Annotated in this window: 18 protein-coding genes; 6 read left to right on the forward strand and 12 right to left on the reverse strand. The window is 66.3% G+C overall.

Annotated elements, in window-relative coordinates:
* The first annotated feature begins 143 nt into the window (after positions 1–143).
* Positions 144–2,234: a germacradienol/geosmin synthase gene (locus tag AB0M24_RS14585; RefSeq protein WP_363766266.1), complete on the forward strand. Its 2,091-nt coding sequence runs from the start codon at positions 144–146 to the stop codon at positions 2,232–2,234.
* Here AB0M24_RS14585 and AB0M24_RS14590 read toward each other — a convergent pair.
* On the reverse strand, positions 2,212–3,198 hold the full coding sequence (locus AB0M24_RS14590; RefSeq protein ID WP_363767092.1) for an alpha/beta fold hydrolase: 987 nt from the start codon (positions 3,196–3,198) through the stop codon (positions 2,212–2,214). The genes AB0M24_RS14585 and AB0M24_RS14590 overlap by 23 nt on opposite strands.
* A 32-nt stretch (positions 3,199–3,230) precedes the next feature.
* On the reverse strand, positions 3,231–4,556 hold the full coding sequence (locus tag AB0M24_RS14595; RefSeq protein ID WP_363766269.1) for a cytochrome P450: 1,326 nt from the start codon (positions 4,554–4,556) through the stop codon (positions 3,231–3,233).
* 124 nt (positions 4,557–4,680) lie between these two features.
* Between AB0M24_RS14595 and AB0M24_RS14600 the strand changes: the two genes are divergently transcribed.
* Positions 4,681–5,499 carry an SAM-dependent methyltransferase gene (locus AB0M24_RS14600; protein ID WP_363766272.1) on the forward strand — a complete coding sequence of 273 codons (819 nt, stop codon included), beginning with the start codon at positions 4,681–4,683 and terminating at the stop codon, positions 5,497–5,499.
* 83 nt (positions 5,500–5,582) lie between these two features.
* Positions 5,583–6,674 (forward strand): FAD-dependent monooxygenase, encoded by a 1,092-nt coding sequence (locus AB0M24_RS14605; RefSeq protein WP_363766275.1) that lies wholly within the window; start codon positions 5,583–5,585, stop codon positions 6,672–6,674.
* Here the strand turns inward: AB0M24_RS14605 and AB0M24_RS14610 are convergent.
* Positions 6,665–8,221: a DUF6461 domain-containing protein gene (locus tag AB0M24_RS14610; RefSeq protein ID WP_363766278.1), complete on the reverse strand. Its 1,557-nt coding sequence runs from the start codon at positions 8,219–8,221 to the stop codon at positions 6,665–6,667. The genes AB0M24_RS14605 and AB0M24_RS14610 overlap by 10 nt on opposite strands.
* A gap of 22 nt (positions 8,222–8,243) precedes the next feature.
* Positions 8,244–8,594, reverse strand: a complete 351-nt coding sequence (locus AB0M24_RS14615) for a hypothetical protein (RefSeq protein ID WP_363766281.1) — start codon at positions 8,592–8,594, stop codon at positions 8,244–8,246.
* A 187-nt stretch (positions 8,595–8,781) separates the two neighbouring features.
* Between AB0M24_RS14615 and AB0M24_RS14620 the strand changes: the two genes are divergently transcribed.
* Positions 8,782–10,476: a family 20 glycosylhydrolase gene (locus tag AB0M24_RS14620; RefSeq protein ID WP_363767095.1), complete on the forward strand. Its 1,695-nt coding sequence runs from the start codon at positions 8,782–8,784 to the stop codon at positions 10,474–10,476.
* A 58-nt stretch (positions 10,477–10,534) separates the two neighbouring features.
* Complete coding sequence (locus tag AB0M24_RS14625) at positions 10,535–11,281, forward strand: 5'/3'-nucleotidase SurE (RefSeq protein ID WP_363766283.1); 747 nt, start codon at positions 10,535–10,537, stop codon at positions 11,279–11,281.
* Here the strand turns inward: AB0M24_RS14625 and AB0M24_RS14630 are convergent.
* From AB0M24_RS14630 to AB0M24_RS14640, 3 genes are read right to left on the reverse strand one after another with little or no spacing between them, the layout of a single operon-like run.
* Positions 11,244–11,573, reverse strand: a complete 330-nt coding sequence (locus AB0M24_RS14630) for a hypothetical protein (RefSeq protein WP_363766286.1) — start codon at positions 11,571–11,573, stop codon at positions 11,244–11,246. The two genes, AB0M24_RS14625 and AB0M24_RS14630, sit on opposite strands and share 38 nt — an antisense overlap.
* Positions 11,574–11,578: 5 nt before the next feature.
* Complete coding sequence (locus AB0M24_RS14635) at positions 11,579–11,974, reverse strand: DUF5313 family protein (RefSeq protein WP_363766289.1); 396 nt, start codon at positions 11,972–11,974, stop codon at positions 11,579–11,581.
* Positions 11,971–12,420 (reverse strand): MarR family transcriptional regulator, encoded by a 450-nt coding sequence (locus tag AB0M24_RS14640; RefSeq protein ID WP_363766292.1) that lies wholly within the window; start codon positions 12,418–12,420, stop codon positions 11,971–11,973. The genes AB0M24_RS14635 and AB0M24_RS14640 overlap by 4 nt, the downstream gene beginning before the upstream one ends.
* A 602-nt stretch (positions 12,421–13,022) precedes the next feature.
* Here AB0M24_RS14640 and AB0M24_RS14645 point away from each other — a divergent pair.
* Positions 13,023–14,324, forward strand: coding sequence for a hypothetical protein (locus AB0M24_RS14645; protein WP_363766295.1), 1,302 nt, complete (start codon positions 13,023–13,025; stop codon positions 14,322–14,324).
* Positions 14,325–14,743: 419 nt separating this feature from the next.
* On the opposite strand, the gene AB0M24_RS14650 is transcribed toward AB0M24_RS14645, so the two are convergent.
* The 5 genes from AB0M24_RS14650 to AB0M24_RS14670 all read right to left on the reverse strand — a co-directional run bounded on the left by AB0M24_RS14650 (position 14,744) and on the right by AB0M24_RS14670 (position 19,015).
* The gene (locus AB0M24_RS14650; protein WP_363766298.1) at positions 14,744–15,130 is read right to left on the reverse strand and encodes a hypothetical protein; all 387 of its coding nucleotides are present in this window, start codon (positions 15,128–15,130) and stop codon (positions 14,744–14,746) included.
* On the reverse strand, positions 15,127–15,951 hold the full coding sequence (locus AB0M24_RS14655; protein ID WP_363766301.1) for an alpha/beta hydrolase: 825 nt from the start codon (positions 15,949–15,951) through the stop codon (positions 15,127–15,129). The genes AB0M24_RS14650 and AB0M24_RS14655 overlap by 4 nt, the downstream gene beginning before the upstream one ends.
* A 10-nt stretch (positions 15,952–15,961) precedes the next feature.
* Positions 15,962–17,293 (reverse strand): FAD-linked oxidase C-terminal domain-containing protein, encoded by a 1,332-nt coding sequence (locus AB0M24_RS14660; protein ID WP_363766304.1) that lies wholly within the window; start codon positions 17,291–17,293, stop codon positions 15,962–15,964.
* Positions 17,290–17,868 carry a helix-turn-helix domain-containing protein gene (locus tag AB0M24_RS14665; protein ID WP_363766307.1) on the reverse strand — a complete coding sequence of 193 codons (579 nt, stop codon included), beginning with the start codon at positions 17,866–17,868 and terminating at the stop codon, positions 17,290–17,292. The genes AB0M24_RS14660 and AB0M24_RS14665 overlap by 4 nt, the downstream gene beginning before the upstream one ends.
* Positions 17,869–17,938: 70 nt before the next feature.
* Complete coding sequence (locus AB0M24_RS14670; protein WP_363766310.1) at positions 17,939–19,015, reverse strand: PLP-dependent aminotransferase family protein; 1,077 nt, start codon at positions 19,013–19,015, stop codon at positions 17,939–17,941.

The raw sequence follows: 19,015 nt of genomic DNA on the forward strand, positions 1-19,015 counted from the left end.
TGCTTGCCGATCAAGACGGAATGGGCTGAACGGGCGACACCGCACAACAAACGTGTGGATCAAGGTTTCACCATCTGGCGTGCCCGTGCGTTGGGCTGGTTGCGTGCATCGCGATACGTCCAACGCGCGGAGGTCCCACGCCCATGCAGCCGTTCCAGCTGCCGGAGTTCTACACGCCCTACCCGGCCCGGCTGAACCCGAACCTCGAGCGCGCCCGCGTCCACACGCGGGCCTGGGCGCACGAGATGGACATGATCGACGTGCCCCAGCACGGGACCGTGATCTGGACCGGCGACGACCTCGAGTCGCACGACTACGCGTTGCTCTGCGCGTACACGCACCCCGACTGCGACGGCGAGACGCTCGACCTGATCACCGACTGGTACGTGTGGGTCTTCTACTTCGACGACCACTTCGTCGAGCTCTACAAGCGCAATCCGGACATCGAGGGCGCCCAGGCCTACCTCGACCGGCTGCCGTTGTTCATGCCGGTCAACGGCGTGATCACCGCGGAGCCCGCCAACCCGGTCGAGAAGGGTCTCGCCGATCTCTGGCGTCGCACGGTGCCCAGTCACTCCCAAGATTGGCGACGCAGGTTCGCCGGCAACACCAAGCACCTGCTCGACGAGTCGATGTGGGAGCTGCTCAACATCAGCGCGCAACGGCTCTCCAACCCCATCGAGTACATCGAGATGCGCCGCAAGGTCGGTGGCGCGCCGTGGTCCGCGAACCTGGTCGAGCACGCGGTCGGCCTGGAGCTGCCGCGCGAGATCGCCGGCACCAGGCCGTTGCGGGTCCTGCGGGACACGTTCTCCGACGCCGTGCACCTGCGCAACGACCTGTTCTCCTACGAACGCGAGGTGCTCGACGAGGGCGAGCTGTCCAACAGCGTCCTGGTGTTCGAGAAGTTCCTCGACCTGCCGACCCAGGACGCCGCGGAGGCCGTCAACGACCTGCTGACCTCGCGCCTGCACCAGTTCGAGCACACGGCCCTCACAGAGGTGCCGCTGCTCCCCATGGACCCCATCGGCCAGGCGGCCGTCCTGGGCTACGTGAAGGGCCTGCAGGACTGGCAGGCGGGCGGGCACGAGTGGCACCTGCGGTCGTCCCGGTACATGAAGCAGCAACCGCGCGAGTCGTCGATCCTCGGCTCGTACGCGAGGACCATGCCGCAGCGGCTCCGCCAGTTCACCAGCACGCCGAAACGCGTCGAGCCGTACACGCTGCCGGCGTTCGACGTGCCGTTCCCGGTGACCCTGTCCCCGCACCTCGACCAGGCGCGGGACGAGGTCGTGGCGTGGGGCGTCGAGTACGGCATCACCAGCGAGGGCGTCTGGGACGCGCGCAAGCTCAGGACGTTCGACTTCCCGCTGTGCTCGGCCGGGATCGACCCGGACGCCACGCCGCAGGAGCTGTTCCTGTCCGGCTGCTGGCTCACCTGGGGCACCTACGCCGACGACGTCTACCCGCTGCGGTTCGGCAAGACCCGCGACCTCGCCGGGCTGAAGGCGCAGACCGCGCGGCTCAAGGCCTGCATGCCGCTGGACCTCGTGCAGACCGTCGTCCCGGTCAACGCCATCGAGCTCGCGCTGGCCGACCTTTGGCAACGAACCGCCATGCCGATGACTCCCGCTTTCCGGTCCACGTTCCGGGACACGATCGACGTGATGCTCGACAGCTGGGTGTGGGAAGTGATCAACATGCACTTCAACCGCATCCCGGACCCGATCGACTACGTCGAAATGCGCCGCAGCACGTTCGGCTCCGAGCTGACGACGTCGCTGTCGCGCTTCTCGCATTCCGCGACCGTGCCGCCGGAGCTCTGGGAAACGCGGGTCGTGCAGACGATGGAGCGGTCGGCCATGGATTACTGCGCGATGCTCAACGACGTCTTTTCGTACCGCAAGGAGATTGAGCACGAGGGCGAGGTGCACAACATCGTCCGCGTGGTCGAGAACTTCCTCGGCGTCTCGCAGGCGCGCGCTTTCGAGATCACCTACGCGTTGATGGACGCCCGCCTCGGCCAGTTCATCAGGGCGGTGGATGAGCTGCCTCCGAGCGGTGAACTCACCCGGTACGCCGACGAGCTGAAGGACTGGATCGCCGGGGTCATCTTGTGGCACAAGGAAACCAGCCGCTACGACGAAGCCGGAGAGATCCCGGTGGTGTTCCACCAAGGTCCCTCCGGCCTCGGCACGTCGGGGTTGCTGATCACATCCCGAACTTCGAGCTGAGCCACGCGCGGGTCGCGTTCCGGTAGTCGGCCGCGTTCTGGTGCAGGGCGAGGGAATGCCCTGCACCAGGCAGCACGTAGGTCTGCAGCTGCGCCTCCGGCCGGTAGTACAACGCCTCCTGGGCGCGCAGGCTCTGAGCGTTCGTGCAGTCGCGCAACGCCAGCACACCGCAGAACAACACGTCGTTGGTGCCGACGGCGTTGAACACCGGCACGTCGATGCCGTACGTCGTGGGCAGCACGATCCCGAACACGGCCACGGTGCCCATACCGGGCACGGAGATCTGGTCCTTGGTCGCCTCGTCCGCGTTCACCACGAGCTGCTCGGCGTCGTCCATGTCGTAGAACAACCCGGACCGCGCGCCCGGCCGCGTCGTGAAGTAGAGCGGGTCGCTGCCGAGGTTCGCGAGCAGGTTGTCCAGGAACACCGGCTGAAGTCCCAGCGCCGCACCGAGAGCGAGCACCGGGACGGCCGGCATGTGCGTCATGCCGGACAGCACCACGCCGTCGACGTCGTGGTAGGTCGCGGCCTCCATCGCCACGATGCCGGACCCGACGGAGTGGCCGACGATCACGACCTTCTCGTAGGCCGTGCCGCCGACGTGCCCGGCGCGCAGGTGCTGCACGACCTCGTGGAGGTTCCGCGCTTCGAGTGAGATCAGCAGCGGGATGCTCAACGGGTGCGTCGAGGCACCGGTGCCGAGCCGGTCGACCGCGAACGTCGCACGGCCTTCGCGGGCCATGTCCCGTTGGTACGAATAGGACTCCGGCACACCCGGCAGGTCCCAGTACGCGCGGTTGTACGTGCCGCCGTGCACCAGCAACTGGATCGACTGGGGGTTCGCGCCTGTCGGCCTGCACAGCTGACCGGACATCGTCGCTGTGCCTGATGGCCCGGAGACGGGGAGTGCGGTGATCTCGCAGGCGACACCGGTCGCGTGGGCAGCAGGCGTCAGCGACGTCATTGCCAGCACCGCGGCAAGAACGGGGAGCAGTTTCACGCATTTCTCCTAGCGGCCACCATCGGCAGCTGGTTCGGCTGCATGGTCGCCTTCACCTGGGCGTAGACGCGTTGTCCCGCAACGGGGACGAGATCCCACCGGGTGGCGATCGTCGCGGCGGCGATCGCGATCTCCGTGTGGGCGAGGAAATGTCCTGGGCAGAACCGGGAACCCGCGCCGAACGGGATGAACGCGCCCTTCGGCAGCTCGGCTGTTCGCGAGGGTTCCCAGCGGTCGGGGTCAAAGCCGTCGGGATCGGGGAACCAGCGCGGGTCGCGGTGCAGAGTGTGTTGCGACACCGCGATCTCGGAGCCCTTCTCGACGAGCACGCCACCGATCTCGACGTCCTCGCGGGCCCGGCGCATCAGGATGATCGGTGGCGTGCGGCGCAGCACCTCGTTGATGATCCGGCCGGTGTACTCGAGCTTCGCCACGTCCTCGAACGTCGCGGGCCGGTCGCCCAGCACGGCGTCGACCTCGGCGTGGAACCTTTGACGTACCTCGGGTCGCGTGCCGACCTCGTGGAAGAACCACGCCAGCGCCACGGCCGTCGTCTCCGCGCCGGTGGTGAGGATCGTGACGACCTCGTCGTGGATCTGCTCGTCGGTCATCGCCTCGCCGGTGTCCGCGTCGCGCGCGGCGAGCAGTGCCGAGAGCAGGTCACCGTGGTCGGTGTCTTCCTTCCGCGCTCCGACGACGACCTCGGGGATGATTCGGCGCAACCGGGCGGCGGCCTCGTCGAACTCGCGGTTCGCCTTGAGCGGCAGCTTTTCCACGAAGCTCGGGGAGAACGCGCGCACCAGCACGTGCTTGAGCATGATCGGGATGGAGTGCTTGATCTCGTCGAGCACCTCCGGTCCGAGCTCAGCGGAGAACAGCGTGCGCCCGGCGACGGTCATCACGAAGTCCTGCATCACCGCGTCGAACTCCAGCCGCTGCCCGTCGTGCCACGAGTCGCGCAGGCCGGTCGCCAGCGTGGTGATCACGCTCTCCGCATAGGTCGAGACGCGGTTCCTGCTGAACGCGGGCAACATCATCCGGCGCTGCCGCTGGTTGAACGCGCCGTTCGACGTGGCGAGCCCGTTGCCGAACAACGGGCGCATCTTGTCGAACACGATGCCCTTGTCGAACTTGTCCGACGTCAGCAACTCCATGGCCAGCGTTGGTGTCGTGACCAGGTACACCGGTAGGGGACCGAGGAAGACCCTGACCACGTCACCCTTGGCGGGTAACGAAGCCAGAAACTCGACCGGCGACCTGAGCAGGGAAACGGTGTGCCCGACGAGGGGCCATCGGCCCGGCACCGTCGTGACGCTCGGCATCACCATCACCCTCTCGTGCGACCCCGAACAACCTAGGGCCGATACGCCATAGAAGGCGAGCGGATACACACGATCGGATGCTCATCCGTTCGGCCGGTATGGCGTACACAAGTACGCTCAGTCGGTGAGCAGCGACCTCGGCTGGGTTCCACCTGGTGTTGATACGACGGTGCCATCACCGGCACGGGTGTACGACTACTGGCTCGGTGGTGGTCACAACTTCGCCCCGGACCGGGTTCTCGCGGAGAAGATCCTGCAGATCATGCCCGGCGTGCGCGACGCGGCCCGGCTGAACCGGTCGTTCCTGCGCAGGGCCGCGCTGTACATGGTCGAGCAGGGGGTGCGGCAGTTCCTCGACATCGGCTCCGGCATCCCGACCGTGGGCAACCTGCACGAGATCGTGCAGGCCGAGGCCCCGGACGCCCGAGTCGTCTACGTGGACCGGGATCCGGTCGCCGTCGCGCACAGCGAGCTCATCCTGGCGGGCAACGCGAACACGGCCGTCATCCAGGCCGACCTGCGCGACCTCGACGCGATCTTCGACGCCGACCCGACGCGCAAGCTCATCGACTTCGACCAGCCCGTCGGGCTGTTCATGTTGCTGTTGCTGCACTTCGTTCCGGACGAGTGGGACCCGCAGGCGATCGTCGGCGAGTACCGGGATCGGCTGGTGCCCGGCAGCTTCCTCGCGTTGTCGCAGGCGTCGGCCGAGGCCAAGCCCGACGGCATGGACGAGGCGGTGCGGACCTACAACACCAAGAGCTCGCAGAACCAGGCCTTCCCGCGCACGCACGACCAGGTGCTGACGTTCTTCGACGGGTTCGACCTGGTGGAGCCCGGTCTGGTCACGTGCCCGTCGTGGCGGCCGGACGGTGAAGGCGACTTCGCGGCCGACGCGGAGGTCAACGAAGTGCCGTTCGCCGGAGTCGCCGTCAAGCCCTGACAGCGGCTGACGACGGATGGTCAGCCGACGGTCAGCGCCGGTCGGCACCTTGTGAGCAACACCGACTCACAGGGGGCAACACCATGAAGAACGTCCTGATCTCCGGCGCCAGCATCGGCGGACCCGCGCTCGCCTACTGGCTGCGCCGCTACGGTTTCAACGTCACCGTCGTCGAGCGCTACCGGGGCATGCGGCCTGGGGGCCAGGCCATCGACGTGCGCGGCCCGGCGCTGCAGGTCATGGAGCGGATGGGCCTCGGCGACCAGCTGCGGTCGTGCAACACAAACATGCGCGGCATGAGCGTCGTCGACGAGGACGGCAACGAGGTCTACCGCTCGACCGAGCACACGCTGAGCGGCGGCGACCTCTCCAGCCCCGACGTCGAGCTGCTGCGCGACGACCTCGCCCGGATGATCTTCGACGCCGTCGAGGGTGTGGAGTACCTGTTCGACGACACCATCACGTCGATCGACGGCACCCGCGTCACGTTCGAGAAGGCGGCGCCGCGCGACTTCGACGTCATCGTCGGCGCGGACGGCCTGCACTCCAACGTCCGTCGCCTGGTCTTCGGGCAGGAGCAGCAGTTCCTGAGTCACCTCGGCATGAACCTCGCCGTCTTCACCGCGCCGAACTTCCTGGAGCTCGACCACTGGCAGACGTTCCAGCAGGGCGAGGTCGTCGGCGGCGGCATCATGAGCGCCCGCGCCAACGCGGAATGCCGTGTCTACATGGGTTTCAACGGCGAGGTCGACTTCGACTACCGCGACGTCGAGGCGCAGAAGCAGCTGATCGCCGAGAAGTTCGCCGACGCGAAGTGGGTGTGGCAGACCGCGTTGAAGCACATGTGGGAGGCGCCCGACTTCCACTTCGACGCGATGGCGCAGATCCGCATGGAGACCTGGTCCAAGGGCAACGTGGTGCTGCTCGGCGACGCCGGCTACTGCGGTTCGCCGTTGTCCGGTCAGGGCACCAGCATGGCGCTGGTCGGCGCGTACATCCTCGCCGGAGAGCTGCGCGACAACCCCGAGATCGCCTTCCAGCGCTACGAGGAGATCCTGCGGCCGTACGTGACGGCGAACCAGGACCAGGCGCTGAAGAACCAGGCCAACGGCGGCGCGCCCACGGAGGAGTTCGCCGCCGTCGTCAACAGCCTCACGCTGCCCACCTACTCGTAGAGGTCCTCGATCGCGGCGGTCAGGTCCTCCTGAGGCAGCACCCCGCCGGTGAACCGGGTGACCGCGGTGATCCCCTTGGCGTAGGTGTGCCTGTAGTCGCCGAAGTCGAGTCCGTCGAGAGCGGCGACGACCTCCGGGTCGTCGCCGAAATCGGCGTCTTCCCAGGGTTCCTCCGAGGCGATCAGCACGCCGTCGCGGGCGAACGACAGATCCGTGTGCGCGTTGACGTTCCAGAAGAAGCTGGCCGCTTTCCCGTTGCGGGACAGGCGTTCCAGCACTTCCTGTTTGGAACCCACGTAGTTGTTGTCCTCCACCACGACCACTCCGCCGTCGATCTCGACCGCGATGGAGTCGTCCTCGAAGTCGTCCACGACGTCGTCGACGTCGAGGCCGGTGATGACCGTGACGGTCGCCGCCTCGCCGAGAAGCTCCTCCAGCCATCGCAGTCCCGCCTCGGGCGCCGGTGGGCGCACCGGTTCGGGCTCGCCACGCAGCCGGTGACCGATCACGTCAGTCCCCTTGCGCAGCCACGGCATCGTGAAGTGTTCCGGCCAGATCAGCAGCTCGTAGGCTTCTTCGTCATCGCCGTCCCGTCCGCGGGCGGACACCCGGACGCGGAAGTCACCGGGCCAGGGCGGCATCGCACCGTGACCGAGCCGGGCGTCGCCGACCAGAGCCGTGAAGCTGATGTCGGCGACCTCGTCCCACTGCCTGAGCTCCGGCTCTCCCGGAGGGTCGAGCACCACCCGCACGGACACCGGGACCTCGCCTTGCTCGATGCCCGTGCGGACCGCGAACCCGGTGTCGATCGCCGCGGCGAGGCCTGTCGCCACGAAGTACGTGTGCGGGCCGCTCGGTTCCTCGGCGAACTGGAACTGGTGGTCGGACACCGGGACGTTCGCGCTCCAGGACATGCCCTTGTACTCGTCGCGCCGCTTCTGCAGCAACGCCTCCGTGTACGCGCGCGGCTTCGGGATCTCCGGCAGCACCAGCGCCGTCACACCGATCGCGATGCCGATGACCGCCAGCGGGTCGTTGGAGGCCCAGGTGTTCAGCTTGCGCAGGATCGCAGCGGACGTCGCCACCGCCAGCGCGAGATGTGCCGCGCCGTGTTTGGCGATGACCGCGGCCTCGTCCCCGTCGACCTCGCCGAGATCGAGCAGCGCCGCCATCGTCCTGACCTGCTCGGTGATCAGCTCGATCGCGCCGGGATGCGCCCCCGCGACCATCGCGACAGGCCTCTTCAGCGCGCTTTCGCCGCCGAAGGACATGAACCCGAACCCGCCCTCCGGGGGCGGTCGCAGCCCGGAGACGACGGCGTCCGGCGCGGTCAGCGTCAGCTTCGCGACACCGAGCTCCAGCGCGCCGAGCAGCCGTTCCGCGGTCAGCCCCGGGACGTCGTTGAGCGCTCGTTGTGCCGGCGTGCCGTACTCGGGCCCGTCCCAGCGGCGAGGCTCGTGCCTGCCGAGCTCCGCCGCCGGACCGGCCGGGATGAGCGCCTCGATCGACGGGACAGCGCCCAGGATCAGTTCTTCGAGTTCCCCCATGCCGCCATTGTGGTCTTCTCGCTCAGTCGACGTGCACCGTTCCGGTCATCCGGCACACGTCGCGGACGGTCGAGTGGTAGACGAAGTGCTTGGGCTCGCTGAACTTCAGCGTGTAGGTCTGGCCGGGGCGCTTCAGACCGCTGTCCGGGCCGCTCGTGTAGCGGCACGGCTGCGGCGGCGTCAGGCCCTTGCGGACGCGCGCCACGCCAGGACCGCGGAAGACCCACTTCACGCTGTCGCCGGTCTTGATCCAGATGGTGTCGGGCTTGAACTCGTCGCCGATCACCTCCACCACGTGCGTCGTCGCGGCTTGAGCAGCCGGTGTCAGCACGGCCGCCAACGCCAGTACGAGGGGGAGAACGAGTGTGCGCATGTGCCTCTCCAACGTCGAACCGAGAGGCGGCGGACCTCCATGATCCCGACAGTCATCGGAGGTGTCCAGAAATTGGCTCAGACCATTGACGGCAAATGGGAGATATCGCCAGGCTGAGGTCAGGGTCGCCGCCCCCGACTCGTGAGGAGGAGTCGTGAGAACTCGCGTTCTCGCCGCGGTCATCGCTGTGACGGCAGCGTTGTCCGTGAGCGCGCAGTCGCAAGCAGCGGAACCGTTGGGCAGCCTGGTACCCGTGCCGGTGTCGGTGCAGGCCAGAACCGGTGTCACGCACACGCTGACGGCAGCCGCGAAGATCTACACCAGCCCTGCCGCGAGGGACGTCGGCAACTTCCTGGCGGGTGTCCTGCGCCCCTCCACCGGCTACGCGCTGCCGGTCTCCGATCCGGCCGGAGCGCCCGTCGACGGCATCTCGTTGCTGCTCTCGGGCGCGCCCAGTCCCGTTGGCCAGCAGGGTTACCAGCTCGACGTCGCGGCCAACGCCGTCGTGGTGCGCGCCAACACGTCGGAGGGCTTGTTCGCGGGCGTGCAGACGCTGCGGCAGTTGTTGCCCGCCAAGGTGGAGAGCGCGACCACGCAGGCCGGTCCGTGGACCGTGCCGGGCACGCTGATCGTCGACTACCCGCGCTTCTCCTACCGCGGCGCGATGCTCGACGTGGCACGGCACTTCCACCCCGTCGCCTCGGTCAAGCGCTACATCGACCAGCTCGCGCTCTACAAGATCAACTACTTCCACCTGCACCTGAGCGACGACCAGGGCTGGCGGATCGTGATCGACAGCTGGCCGCGGCTCGCCACGTACGGCGGCAGCACGCAGGTCGGCGGTGGCGCCGGCGGCTACTACACCAAGGCGCAGTACAGCGAGATCGTGCAGTACGCGGCCGCGCGCAAGATCACGGTGATCCCCGAGATCGACATGCCCGGCCACACCAACGCCGCGCAGGCCTCGTACGCGGAGCTGAACTGCAACGGCCAGGCCCCGCCGCTGCGCACGGACATCGAGGTCGGCTACTCCTCGTTGTGCGTCAACAAGGACATCACCTACCAGTTCATCGACGACGTGGTGCGCGAGATCGCGGCGCTCACGCCCGGCCCGTACTTCCACATCGGCGGTGACGAGGCGCACGCGACCTCCGACGCCGACTACCAGGCGTTCATGAACCGCGCGCTGCCGATCGTGAAGAAGTACGGCAAGACCGTGCTCGGCTGGCACGAGTTCGTGAAGACCACGACCGACGTCAACGCGATCCCGCAGTACTGGGGCACCTCGACGTCCAACGCGGTGGTGCAGGCAGCGGCGGCGCGCGGCAACAAGGTCATCATGTCGCCCGCGAACAAGGCGTACCTGGACATGAAGTACAATTCCAGCACGCCGTTGGGCCTGTCGTGGGCCGGTTTCATCGAGGTGCAGACGGCTTACGAGTGGAACCCCGGCACGCACCTGAGCGGGGTGCCGGAGTCCGCTGTCCGCGGCGTCGAAGCTCCACTGTGGACGGAAACGATCGTGACCTCGCGCGACATCGAGTTCATGGCGTTCCCGAGGCTCTCGACGATCGCCGAGCTCGCCTGGTCGCCGTGGTCGACGCACAACTGGGACCAGTTCAAGGTCAGGCTCGGCGCCCAGGCCCCGCGCTGGACCACGATGGGCATCAACTTCTACCGCTCGACCCAGGTGCCGTGGGACACCGGCGGCCCGCCTCCCGGCCCCTGCGCGCAGCCCGCGTGGGACCGCACGAAGGTCTACAACGGCGGCGAACTGGTCTCGCACAACGGCCACAAGTGGACCGCGAAGTGGTGGACGAAGGGCGAGGAGCCCGGCACCACCGGTCAGTGGGGAGTGTGGCGTGACGACGGCGTCTGCTGATTGAGTGGTGTGGGCCGCGGGGGCTTCCTCGCGGCCCACATCTTTCGAGGGGGTTTTCGTGCGGGTTCTCGTCACCAACGACGACGGCATCGACTCGCCTGGCTTGTTCGCCCTGGCCCGCGCCGCCAGGTCGCTCGGCTGGGAGGTGCTGGTCGCCGCGCCGTCCACCGAGGCGAGCGGAACCGGCACCAGCTTCGCGTCGAGCGTCGGCCGTGCGCCCATCCCGCTGGAGCGGCGTTCCGTCGACGGCTTCGAGGCGATCGCTCTGCCAGGGCACCCGTCGCTGATCGCGTTCATCGGGTGTCTCGGTGGCTTCGGCTTCAAGCCCGACCTGGTGCTGTCCGGGGTGAACCTCGGCGCGAACACCAGCGTCGGCATCCTGCACTCGGGCACGGTCGGCGCCGCGCTGACCGCCGGCGTGCGCGGGGTGTCATCGTTGGCGGTCTCGCTGGACGTCGAGTGGGACGGCACCGAACCGTTGTGGGACACGGCGACCGAGGTGACGCGCGCCGTGCTGCCCACGTTGGTGGAGATGCCCGCGGGGAGCGTGCTCAGCCTGAACGTGCCGAACGCTTCGACCGTGCGGGGAATCGAATGGGCGTCGATCGCGCCCGTCAGCCCGTACCAGGTGCGGGTGGAGGTGTCCGAGGACTCGGTGCGGTTGCGTGGTGGCCTGACCGGTCTGGAACCGGTGCCGGGCACGGAAGTCGCGTGGCTGGCCGACGGTTACGCGGCTCTCACGCCGCTGCACTCCGTCGGCGCTCTGCCTACTTCGGACTTGCCTTCCCCGGCCTGGCCAGCGTGATGATGAGCCCGATCAGTGCCGTGCGAACCTCGAGAAAGCTTTCGGTCGTCACGTCGTTGAGCGAAAAAGTCAGCATCCCGAAGGAAATGAGTAAAAGGATTCCGTACATGCGCGCGACGTCGAGCCGCCACGCGCAGGCCACGCCCAGCGCCCCGACTCCGATCTGAATCACGTGATAGTTCGGGTCCAACCCGAACACGTCGAACCAGCCGAACGCGAGCTGCAACAACCCGGCTGACAGGCAGAGCATCTGCGGCCTCGTGAACTCGATCTCGTTGCTCAGCAAGGCCATCGTTTCTACCCTTCGGATCGCCGCCAGACCGCGTCGTACTTCGCTTGTCGCTCGCGGTCCCGCACGGCGTTTCGCTCCCGGCGGCCACTGGTCGCCGACCCTCTCGGGTACCCGTACTTGGTGAGCCGGTAATCCACGCTTTCCGGCGCGTAGGACAACGCGAAGTACAGTCCTACAACGAAACCGAGCGATCCGCACGCGATTGCCAGCGGCCAGGGCGAGCCGAGTCCGAACACGAGCGCCAGCACGATGATCACCGTGAGCGGTGTGACCTGCACGAGGCTGCGGATCGTGAAGCGCACCAGCCACTTCGGACCGGTCACGTCTTCGTAGACGAACTGCCTGTGTTCGACCGGGACCCTGCCGCCCGCGTAGTACCAGAGCTTCAGCGCGGGGTTCATCTCGTGGCCTTGGCGATCACTTTGTGCAGCACCTCGTTCAGCTGGGCGAGCTCCTCGAACGTCATGTCGAGCTGCTCGACGACCTTGAAGGGGATCTTCAGCGCTTCTGTGCGCAGATTTTGGCCCTCTTCGGTCAGAGTCAGGGCCAGCGCGCGCTCGTCCGCCTTGTCCCGCTGCCTCTGGACGTAGCCGATCGCTTCCAGCCGCTTGAGGAGCGGGCTGAGCGTGCCGGGATCCAGCTGCAGGACGTTGCTCAGGTCCTTGACCGTGCGCGGCGACCGTTCCCAGAGAGCCAGCATCACCAGGTACTGGGGGTGCGTGAGGTTCAGCGGCTCCAGGATCGGCCGGTACACCGCGATCACCGTGCGGGACGCCACGGCGAGGGCGAAGCAGACCTGCCGCTCGAGCTCGAGCGGGTTCTCCGGATTACTTGGTGTACTAATCATTTGTGTACACGGTAACTCGCGGGCGCGCTCAGGTCCAACGGGTGTGGCGCGTCAGACTAAGAGGCCAACGGAGGCCGGCAGGCGGCGTGGAGGTCGCAGTGGTTGATGCGCGGCCGCTAGGGCCTGCGGAGGTCTCCCGATGCGAGGTGACGAGAGGTTGCACGCAAGACCGCGTTGCCTGAAGGACGGTTGCGGCGGGTCTTGTCCGCTTGCACCTGCGTGGTGAGGCAGGGACGGTCGGTCCCGTGCTCTTTGTGGACTCTTCGCGTTTGAGCATCGAGTTGACCGTCAGCCGTGCGCGGGCGTCCGCATGTGTGGTTCAGTCCGCGATCCATTTGGTTAACGAAAGGGTGCCTTTGATGATGCGATTGTTCCTCGAAAACGTCTTTAGATCTTGCTGCTGGGTTTCCTATTACGGATGAAGAGGCGGAGTGATCGCGGGCGACAGTTCTGGTATCGAACATAGGTCAAGCTCGGTACACGCTATCGTCGCTGCATCAGGTGCAATGTGGTGGCGTAGTTGCTGTCAAGAAATCCAGTCGAACCTGTAACGCGGGCGCTGTAGGAGCGATAACATGGCGTAGACATCAACGGGAGGTGCCGTGTCGACGCAAAGCGAGTACTGGCTCGAAAATTGGATGCGCGAATTCGGCATCGCCTCTGAGTCTGACTACGTTAAGGCGATTGAATCTCCTACTGCCGTAAAGGCGCTGTTTGAGACTATTCCGGTGCGCCATGAAGAGTACCAGCCCGAGTTTGCTCCGTATACTGTAATGGCGGGACGCAGCCTGGATCTATCGGCGTCTTTCCATGTTAGCTGCTTTGGGTGCCTAAAAAGCGAGCTTGAAACTGTCGTAATGCGAAGTTCGCATTACTTTAACAAGATTGCCGTCAGTGGGCCGATGACTGATCGACTCGGGTTCGTTCTTCAAAGCGGCAACAAATCGGAGCGGAAAGCGGCACTTCGCGATCTTTGGGCACACGTTGAAATTATCAATTTTATCAACGAAGTTGGAATTCGATCGAAGTTTCAATTCATTACGAAACCCTCGGTCTACTGTCGAGGATGTTACTCGAAGGCAGCTCGCGAGGCCGGGATGACATTCTATGACGATCACTCACAGCGAGGCGAGATCGTTGAAAGGATCCTTAGGACTTCGAACTTCAAGGTTACCCGTAATAAAGACGGAAACTGGTCCGCCGAAGTCAGTGGGGCAATGATTGCAGGAGGGGGTACCTGGGCCACCGAATACGGGCGCTCGCGTCCGAAGCGAGCGAGAATCGCCGAGGATGCGTTCTATTACTTGGCCAATCCTACCGTGCAAGATCTCATCTCATCGCAACGGCACAAGCTTCCAGTAATCGATCTGGCGGAAGTGGACTGGACGGAAATTCTGCGAGGCAGGGCAGAGCTCTCCAAGGTCGAGGCGATTGCGTTAAATGTCGAATTGCCAACCTTGTTAAACGTTAGTCTGCGCGACTTTGTGCGACTTGAGCAAGATGAATCGGAGAGCTTTACGAAATTTCAGGCCGCTACCAGAAAGGCGGTACATGAAGCTCTTAAGCGGCACGACTCGGCGTCACCGACTGTGATCGCGAAAGCTGTTGTTGATGAGTACATCAAGCCTGAGCTCGCGGACATCGAGCAGAAGATTAAAGCAGCAAAGGGGAGTCTTGGGAAAAAGGCGGCAGCCTCGGTTGCTGTAGGCGCCACGGTAACATCAATTGGGCTCGCAACCGCCATGCCGCTCATCACAACTGCAGGAATCGCGGCCGCCGCTACCTGGCTTCCTCAGCTCTACAAATTTTTTGACGACAAGGCAGGGGTTGAGTCCTCTGAGCTCTATTTCCTTTGGAAGCTTTCTCAAACGGCTCACGAACCTGGAGTTGAATCGGGAATGTGATTGGCTGGTGCGATTTCAAGAACTTAAAATGCGCGTCAATTCACGGTGATTGGGGTGCTGCAACTCGAGGTGTAATTTTCATTTGAGGTTCAGGTCAGGCATATTTCGGTCCGAGCACAATGCGGGCTGGAGGTAATGCCATGGATTGACACCTCGCGCGACCTCTATGCGGCGCAACCTTTGCCTGTGGCCGAGGCTATGTCGATCTTCGAAGGTTGCTCCGATCGTGATTGCCTTTTGGTCGCCGGTCGTGCGCAGCGGTTCCACGAACGCTGTTTGTGCGTGACCCGAGGAACCGAAGTGATCCACTTTCGGACCGTCTTAAGGCTGAATGGCGTCCAGAAGCAACCGGATTCAACGAGAAAGAATCAGCAGGTCGGCCTTGCCTCAATCTTCACGCGGGCTGGATTGCCGATCGCTCAGACGTGGCTGATCGGCGTGAAACCGTCGGGCAGCTTCGGAACCTCGGGCGTGCGGGCGATGATGTCTGCTCCCGCGGGCGTGACCAGCGACTTCGTGAACGTGATCAGGCCCCAGTCGTCGTGCAGCTCCTCCACCTGCCACGTGCTGGTGAACAGGGCCAGCGCCCCCTTTCCGCGCCACCGGAACCGGCCGGGCGCGAGCTGCACGTCCACGCCCTCGATGGTCTTCTCGCGGCCCTTGCTGTCGCGGTAGCTCACGACGTCGCGCATCCGATCGCCCGGCAGAGGCTCGTAGTGGAAGCGCGGGTGGGTGCGCCTGCCCGACGTCCACATCGGGAACGTCGTGGCCACCACGAACCAGTCGCCTACGAGACGGTCGATCACTTCAGGGCCTCCGCGAGCACCTCGCCGACGACGGCTGCGCCGGCCCTGGTCATCACCGTGCCGCCGTGGTCGACTTCGTTGATCAGCACGGGTTCGTGCAGCACCGGGAGCTCCGCGCGGAACGCTGCTGCCTGCTCCACGGTGTAGGCCGGGGGAGTGTCGGGGCCGGTGCTCCACTCCGCGTGCGCGAACCAGGTCGGCACGGTCAGTTCGCGCCAGCGGGAGGTGCCGAAGACGACGTCGGTGGCGTCGGCGATCAGGGTCCCGCCGGGGAGCCTGAGGTGGCCGTCCGGGGTCAGGTCGTGGGCGAAGTACTCGCGGATCAGCGGGTCGGTGGCGTCGATCAGCGGGTTCACCGCGGCCTGGACGGTCAGGTACTCGTCGACGGTCCAGGTGCGTTCGCGGGCGGCGAGCTGCGGGGCGAAGGCGGCGGCGAGGGTTTCCTCGGTGAGGGACGCGTGAGCCGGCATGGGGAAGCCGCCGTCCACGAGCACGAGCGCGCGCACTCGGTCTGGATAGCGCACGGCGAGGTCCACGGCCACGTAGGCGCCCATCGACATGCCGCACACTGTCACTGCGTCGAGGTTCAGTGCGTCCAGCACGCGCAGCATGTCGTCGGCGTGCTGGCTGATGCCGGAGCCGGGGACCTCGACGCTGTCGCCGCGTCCGCGCAGGTCGGGGGCGATGAGCGAGAAGTGGTGGGCGGCGACCCAGTTCCACAGCTTGCGGCTGCCGCTGACGCCGTGGATCGCGAGCACGGGCGGGGTGTCGCCGTCGTGGACTTCGACAGCCAGGTCGCCGCCGTCTACTGGAACGAGCATGCGCGGACTCCTAAGCCTTGCCGGGGTTGAAGAGGTTCAACGGGTCGAGGGTGCGCTTGACCGACTGCTGGATCGCGCACACGTCCGGGCCGAGCTCGCGGATCATGCCGTCGCGCTTGAGCAGGCCCACGCCGTGCTCGCCGGTGACGGTGCCACCCAGTGCGAGCGCCTCGGTGATGATGTCCTCGAACGCTGCTTGCGCGGCGATGCGCGCGTTGTCGTCGCCCGGTGGCGTGATCAGCAACGGGTGCAGGTTGCCGTCGCCCGCGTGCGCGATGGTGGCGATCCGGACGCCGTGCTTCAAGCCGATCTCCTCGATGCGGGCGAGCATGGCCGGAACTGCCGACCGGGGCACGCACACGTCCTCGGTGAGCAGCGGGCCGAGGCGTTCCAGGGCCGGGTAGGTGAGGCGGCGCGCGGCGAACAACGCTTCTGCTTCCGCCGAGTCCGTGGAGCGTTCGGTCCACACGGCGCCCGCGTCGGTGAAGGCTGCTGTCAGCCCCTCGGCGTCCTCCGGCGTCTCGGCGCGGGCCAGCAGCATGGCTTCGGTGTCGGGCTCGATGCCGAGGTGCTTCCAGTCTTCGACAGCCTGCAGGCACGCGCGGTCGATCAGCTCCAGCGCGGCGGGCTGCAGACCTCGGCGAGTGCTCAGTGCAACGGCTTGACCTGCGTCGACGAGGCTTCCGAACGCGCCGACGACGGTGTCCGCCGGGCGTTGAGCCGGACGCAGGCGCAGGGTGATCTCGGTGACGACGCCGAGCGTGCCCTCGGAGCCGACGAGCAGGCTGGTCAGGTCGTAGCCCGCGACACCCTTGTTGGTGCGCCTGCCGAGCCTCACCGCGGTGCCGTACTCGACGGGGCCGCCCATCACGACTTCGAGCCCGAGCACGTAGTCGCGCGTCACGCCGTACTTGAGGCAGCACAGGCCGCCCGCGTTGGTGGCGACGTTGCCGCCGATCGTCGACCACGGCGAACTGGCCGGGTCCGGTGGGTACCAGAGTCCTTGTGCGGCAACGGCTTTCTTGAGGTCGTCGTTCACCACGCCCGGCTGCACGACGGCGAGGAGGTTTTCGCTGTCGATCTCGATGATCCGGTTCATCCGGCTGAGGTCGAGAACCAGGCAGCCGTCGGTGGCGTTGGCACCGCCGGACAGCCCGGTTCCCGCACCGCGCGGCACGATCGGGATGTTGTTGGCGGCGGCGAACTTCACCGCGTCCTGAACGTCCTCTGTGGACTGCGGACGGTAGGCGGCGTAGGGGATGCCCGCCGGTGCCCACTCCGCCTCGTCGTGGCTGAGGCCCGCCAACGTGTTCGGGTCGGTGATGAGGTTCGGCAGCTTCATACCCGCTCCAACGCGCCATGGGCGGCCTTGTGCACGACGCGTTCCAGTTCCGCGCCCCAGCCGTGCGGTGTCGTGTCCGCGTGGATCGGCACGACACCCATGCCCGCCACCGCGAACCGGGCGAAGAGCACCAGGTCGAAGGCCTGCGCCGGGGACGCCAGTGGTGGCGTCAAGATCGTGGCGATCTGCGCGGCGCCGGCGTTCAGCTCCTGCGTGCCGGTGGCGATGAGATCAGGTTCTTTGAGGATCACCGCGCGGCGGCCGAGCTCCAAGGCCCACTGCTCCGGGGTGATCGTCTCGATGGCCGTCCGCACCGCTTCGGCCAGCGCGGCAACGGGATCCGTTTGCGGCCTGAGTGCGCGGACGACCCGGCTGAGGAACGCGTCGTACCAGAAGATCGCGGCCTTGGTGCCGAACGTGCGGAACAGCGTCCGTTCGGAAACCCCCGCGCGGTCGGCGATCGCCCTGGTCGACGTGGCGGCGAAACCCTGGTCGAGGCACAGGGTGATGGCCGCCTCCTGGAGGGCGAGGCGGGTGCGCAGATCCTTCGCGGCGCGCGTGGTGAGCGTCTCCACGAGGCCACGGTAGCGCGAAGTGGCAGTTACTGCCAGAAGTTCTGACAGTAACTGCCACTTTCTAGGTGCTTCAGAGCGAGCGAACCGCCGCGGCGAGACGCGTGATGCCCTCGTCGATCTGCTCCGGCGTGACACCCGAGAACGCGAGGCGCATCTCGTTGTCGCCGCCCTCCAGCAGGAAGTCCGCGCCCTTCACGAACTCGACGCCGTGCTCCTTGGCGACCGGGAACAGCTTGTCGATCGACACGCCCGGCAGCTCGACCCACATGAAGTAGCCACCCTGCGGCGCCGTGAAGACAGCCTCCGGCAGCTCACGCTTCAGCGCGGCCACGAGGGCGTCGCGACGGGCGCGCAGCGCGGTGCGGACGTTGACGACCGACTCGTCGAGACGACCCGAGCGGCAGTACGAGTTCACGATCGACTGCGCCACCATGTTCGGCGAGATGTACGTGGTGGTCGCGATGTCCTGGACGGCCTTGATGGTCGCCTTCGGGCCCACCAGGTAACCGCAGCGGATGCCGGGCGCCATCGTCTTGGAGAACGACGACGCGTAGACGACCTTGTCGTTCTTGTCCTGCGACAGCATCGTCGGCAGCGGCTCGCCCTCGAACCGCACCTTGACGTACGGGTCGTCCTCGAACAGCACGAAGTCGTACTGCGCCGAGAGCTCCAGCAGCCGCGCGCGCTTCGCCTCGGACAGCGTGTAGCCAGCCGGGTTGTGGAAGTTCGGGATGATGTGCGCGAGCTTCGGCCGCACACCGCTCTCCAGCAGCTTCTCGAGCGCGTCGACGTTGATGCCGTCGGTCTCCAGCTCGATCGCGTGGACCTTGGCGCCGCGCTGACGCAGGTTCAGCAGCGTGCGGTCGTAGGTCGGAGCCTCGACCACCACGTCGTCGCCCTCACCGACGAGCAGCTCGAACAGGAACGCGTCGGCCTGCATCGAACCGTTGGTGACGAGCACCTGCTCCGGCTCGACACCGTGCTGCTCCGCGAGCCAGGCGCGCAACGGCACGTAGCCCACGCTCGTGCCGTACGCGAAGGTGCCGCCGGGGTCGTCCGTGAAGGCTTTCTGCGCCGCGTCGCGCAGGCCTTCCTGGTCGATGATGTCGAGAGAGGGCGCTCCGCGCGTGAACAGGATCGAGGCCAT

Origin of the sequence: Lentzea sp. NPDC051838, assembly GCF_040681245.1 — a bacterium.
Classification (GTDB): domain Bacteria; phylum Actinomycetota; class Actinomycetes; order Mycobacteriales; family Pseudonocardiaceae; genus Lentzea.

Excerpts from the sequence above, each read along its gene's own strand:
- AB0M24_RS14605 (WP_363766275.1), top strand. The coding sequence starts at position 5,583 with ATGAAGAACGTCCTGATCTCCGGCGCCAGCATCGGCGGACCCGCGCTC.
- AB0M24_RS14670 (WP_363766310.1), bottom strand. The coding sequence starts at position 19,015 with ATGGCCTCGATCCTGTTCACGCGCGGAGCGCCCTCTCTCGACATCATC.
- AB0M24_RS14615 (WP_363766281.1), bottom strand. The coding sequence starts at position 8,594 with ATGCGCACACTCGTTCTCCCCCTCGTACTGGCGTTGGCGGCCGTGCTG.
- AB0M24_RS14655 (WP_363766301.1), bottom strand. The coding sequence starts at position 15,951 with ATGCTCGTTCCAGTAGACGGCGGCGACCTGGCTGTCGAAGTCCACGAC.
- AB0M24_RS14585 (WP_363766266.1), top strand. The coding sequence starts at position 144 with ATGCAGCCGTTCCAGCTGCCGGAGTTCTACACGCCCTACCCGGCCCGG.
- AB0M24_RS14640 (WP_363766292.1), bottom strand. The coding sequence starts at position 12,420 with ATGATTAGTACACCAAGTAATCCGGAGAACCCGCTCGAGCTCGAGCGG.
- AB0M24_RS14660 (WP_363766304.1), bottom strand. The coding sequence starts at position 17,293 with ATGAAGCTGCCGAACCTCATCACCGACCCGAACACGTTGGCGGGCCTC.
- AB0M24_RS14635 (WP_363766289.1), bottom strand. The coding sequence starts at position 11,974 with ATGAACCCCGCGCTGAAGCTCTGGTACTACGCGGGCGGCAGGGTCCCG.
- AB0M24_RS14630 (WP_363766286.1), bottom strand. The coding sequence starts at position 11,573 with ATGGCCTTGCTGAGCAACGAGATCGAGTTCACGAGGCCGCAGATGCTC.
- AB0M24_RS14595 (WP_363766269.1), bottom strand. The coding sequence starts at position 4,556 with ATGCCGAGCGTCACGACGGTGCCGGGCCGATGGCCCCTCGTCGGGCAC.
- AB0M24_RS14590 (WP_363767092.1), bottom strand. The coding sequence starts at position 3,198 with ATGACGTCGCTGACGCCTGCTGCCCACGCGACCGGTGTCGCCTGCGAG.
- AB0M24_RS14610 (WP_363766278.1), bottom strand. The coding sequence starts at position 8,221 with ATGGGGGAACTCGAAGAACTGATCCTGGGCGCTGTCCCGTCGATCGAG.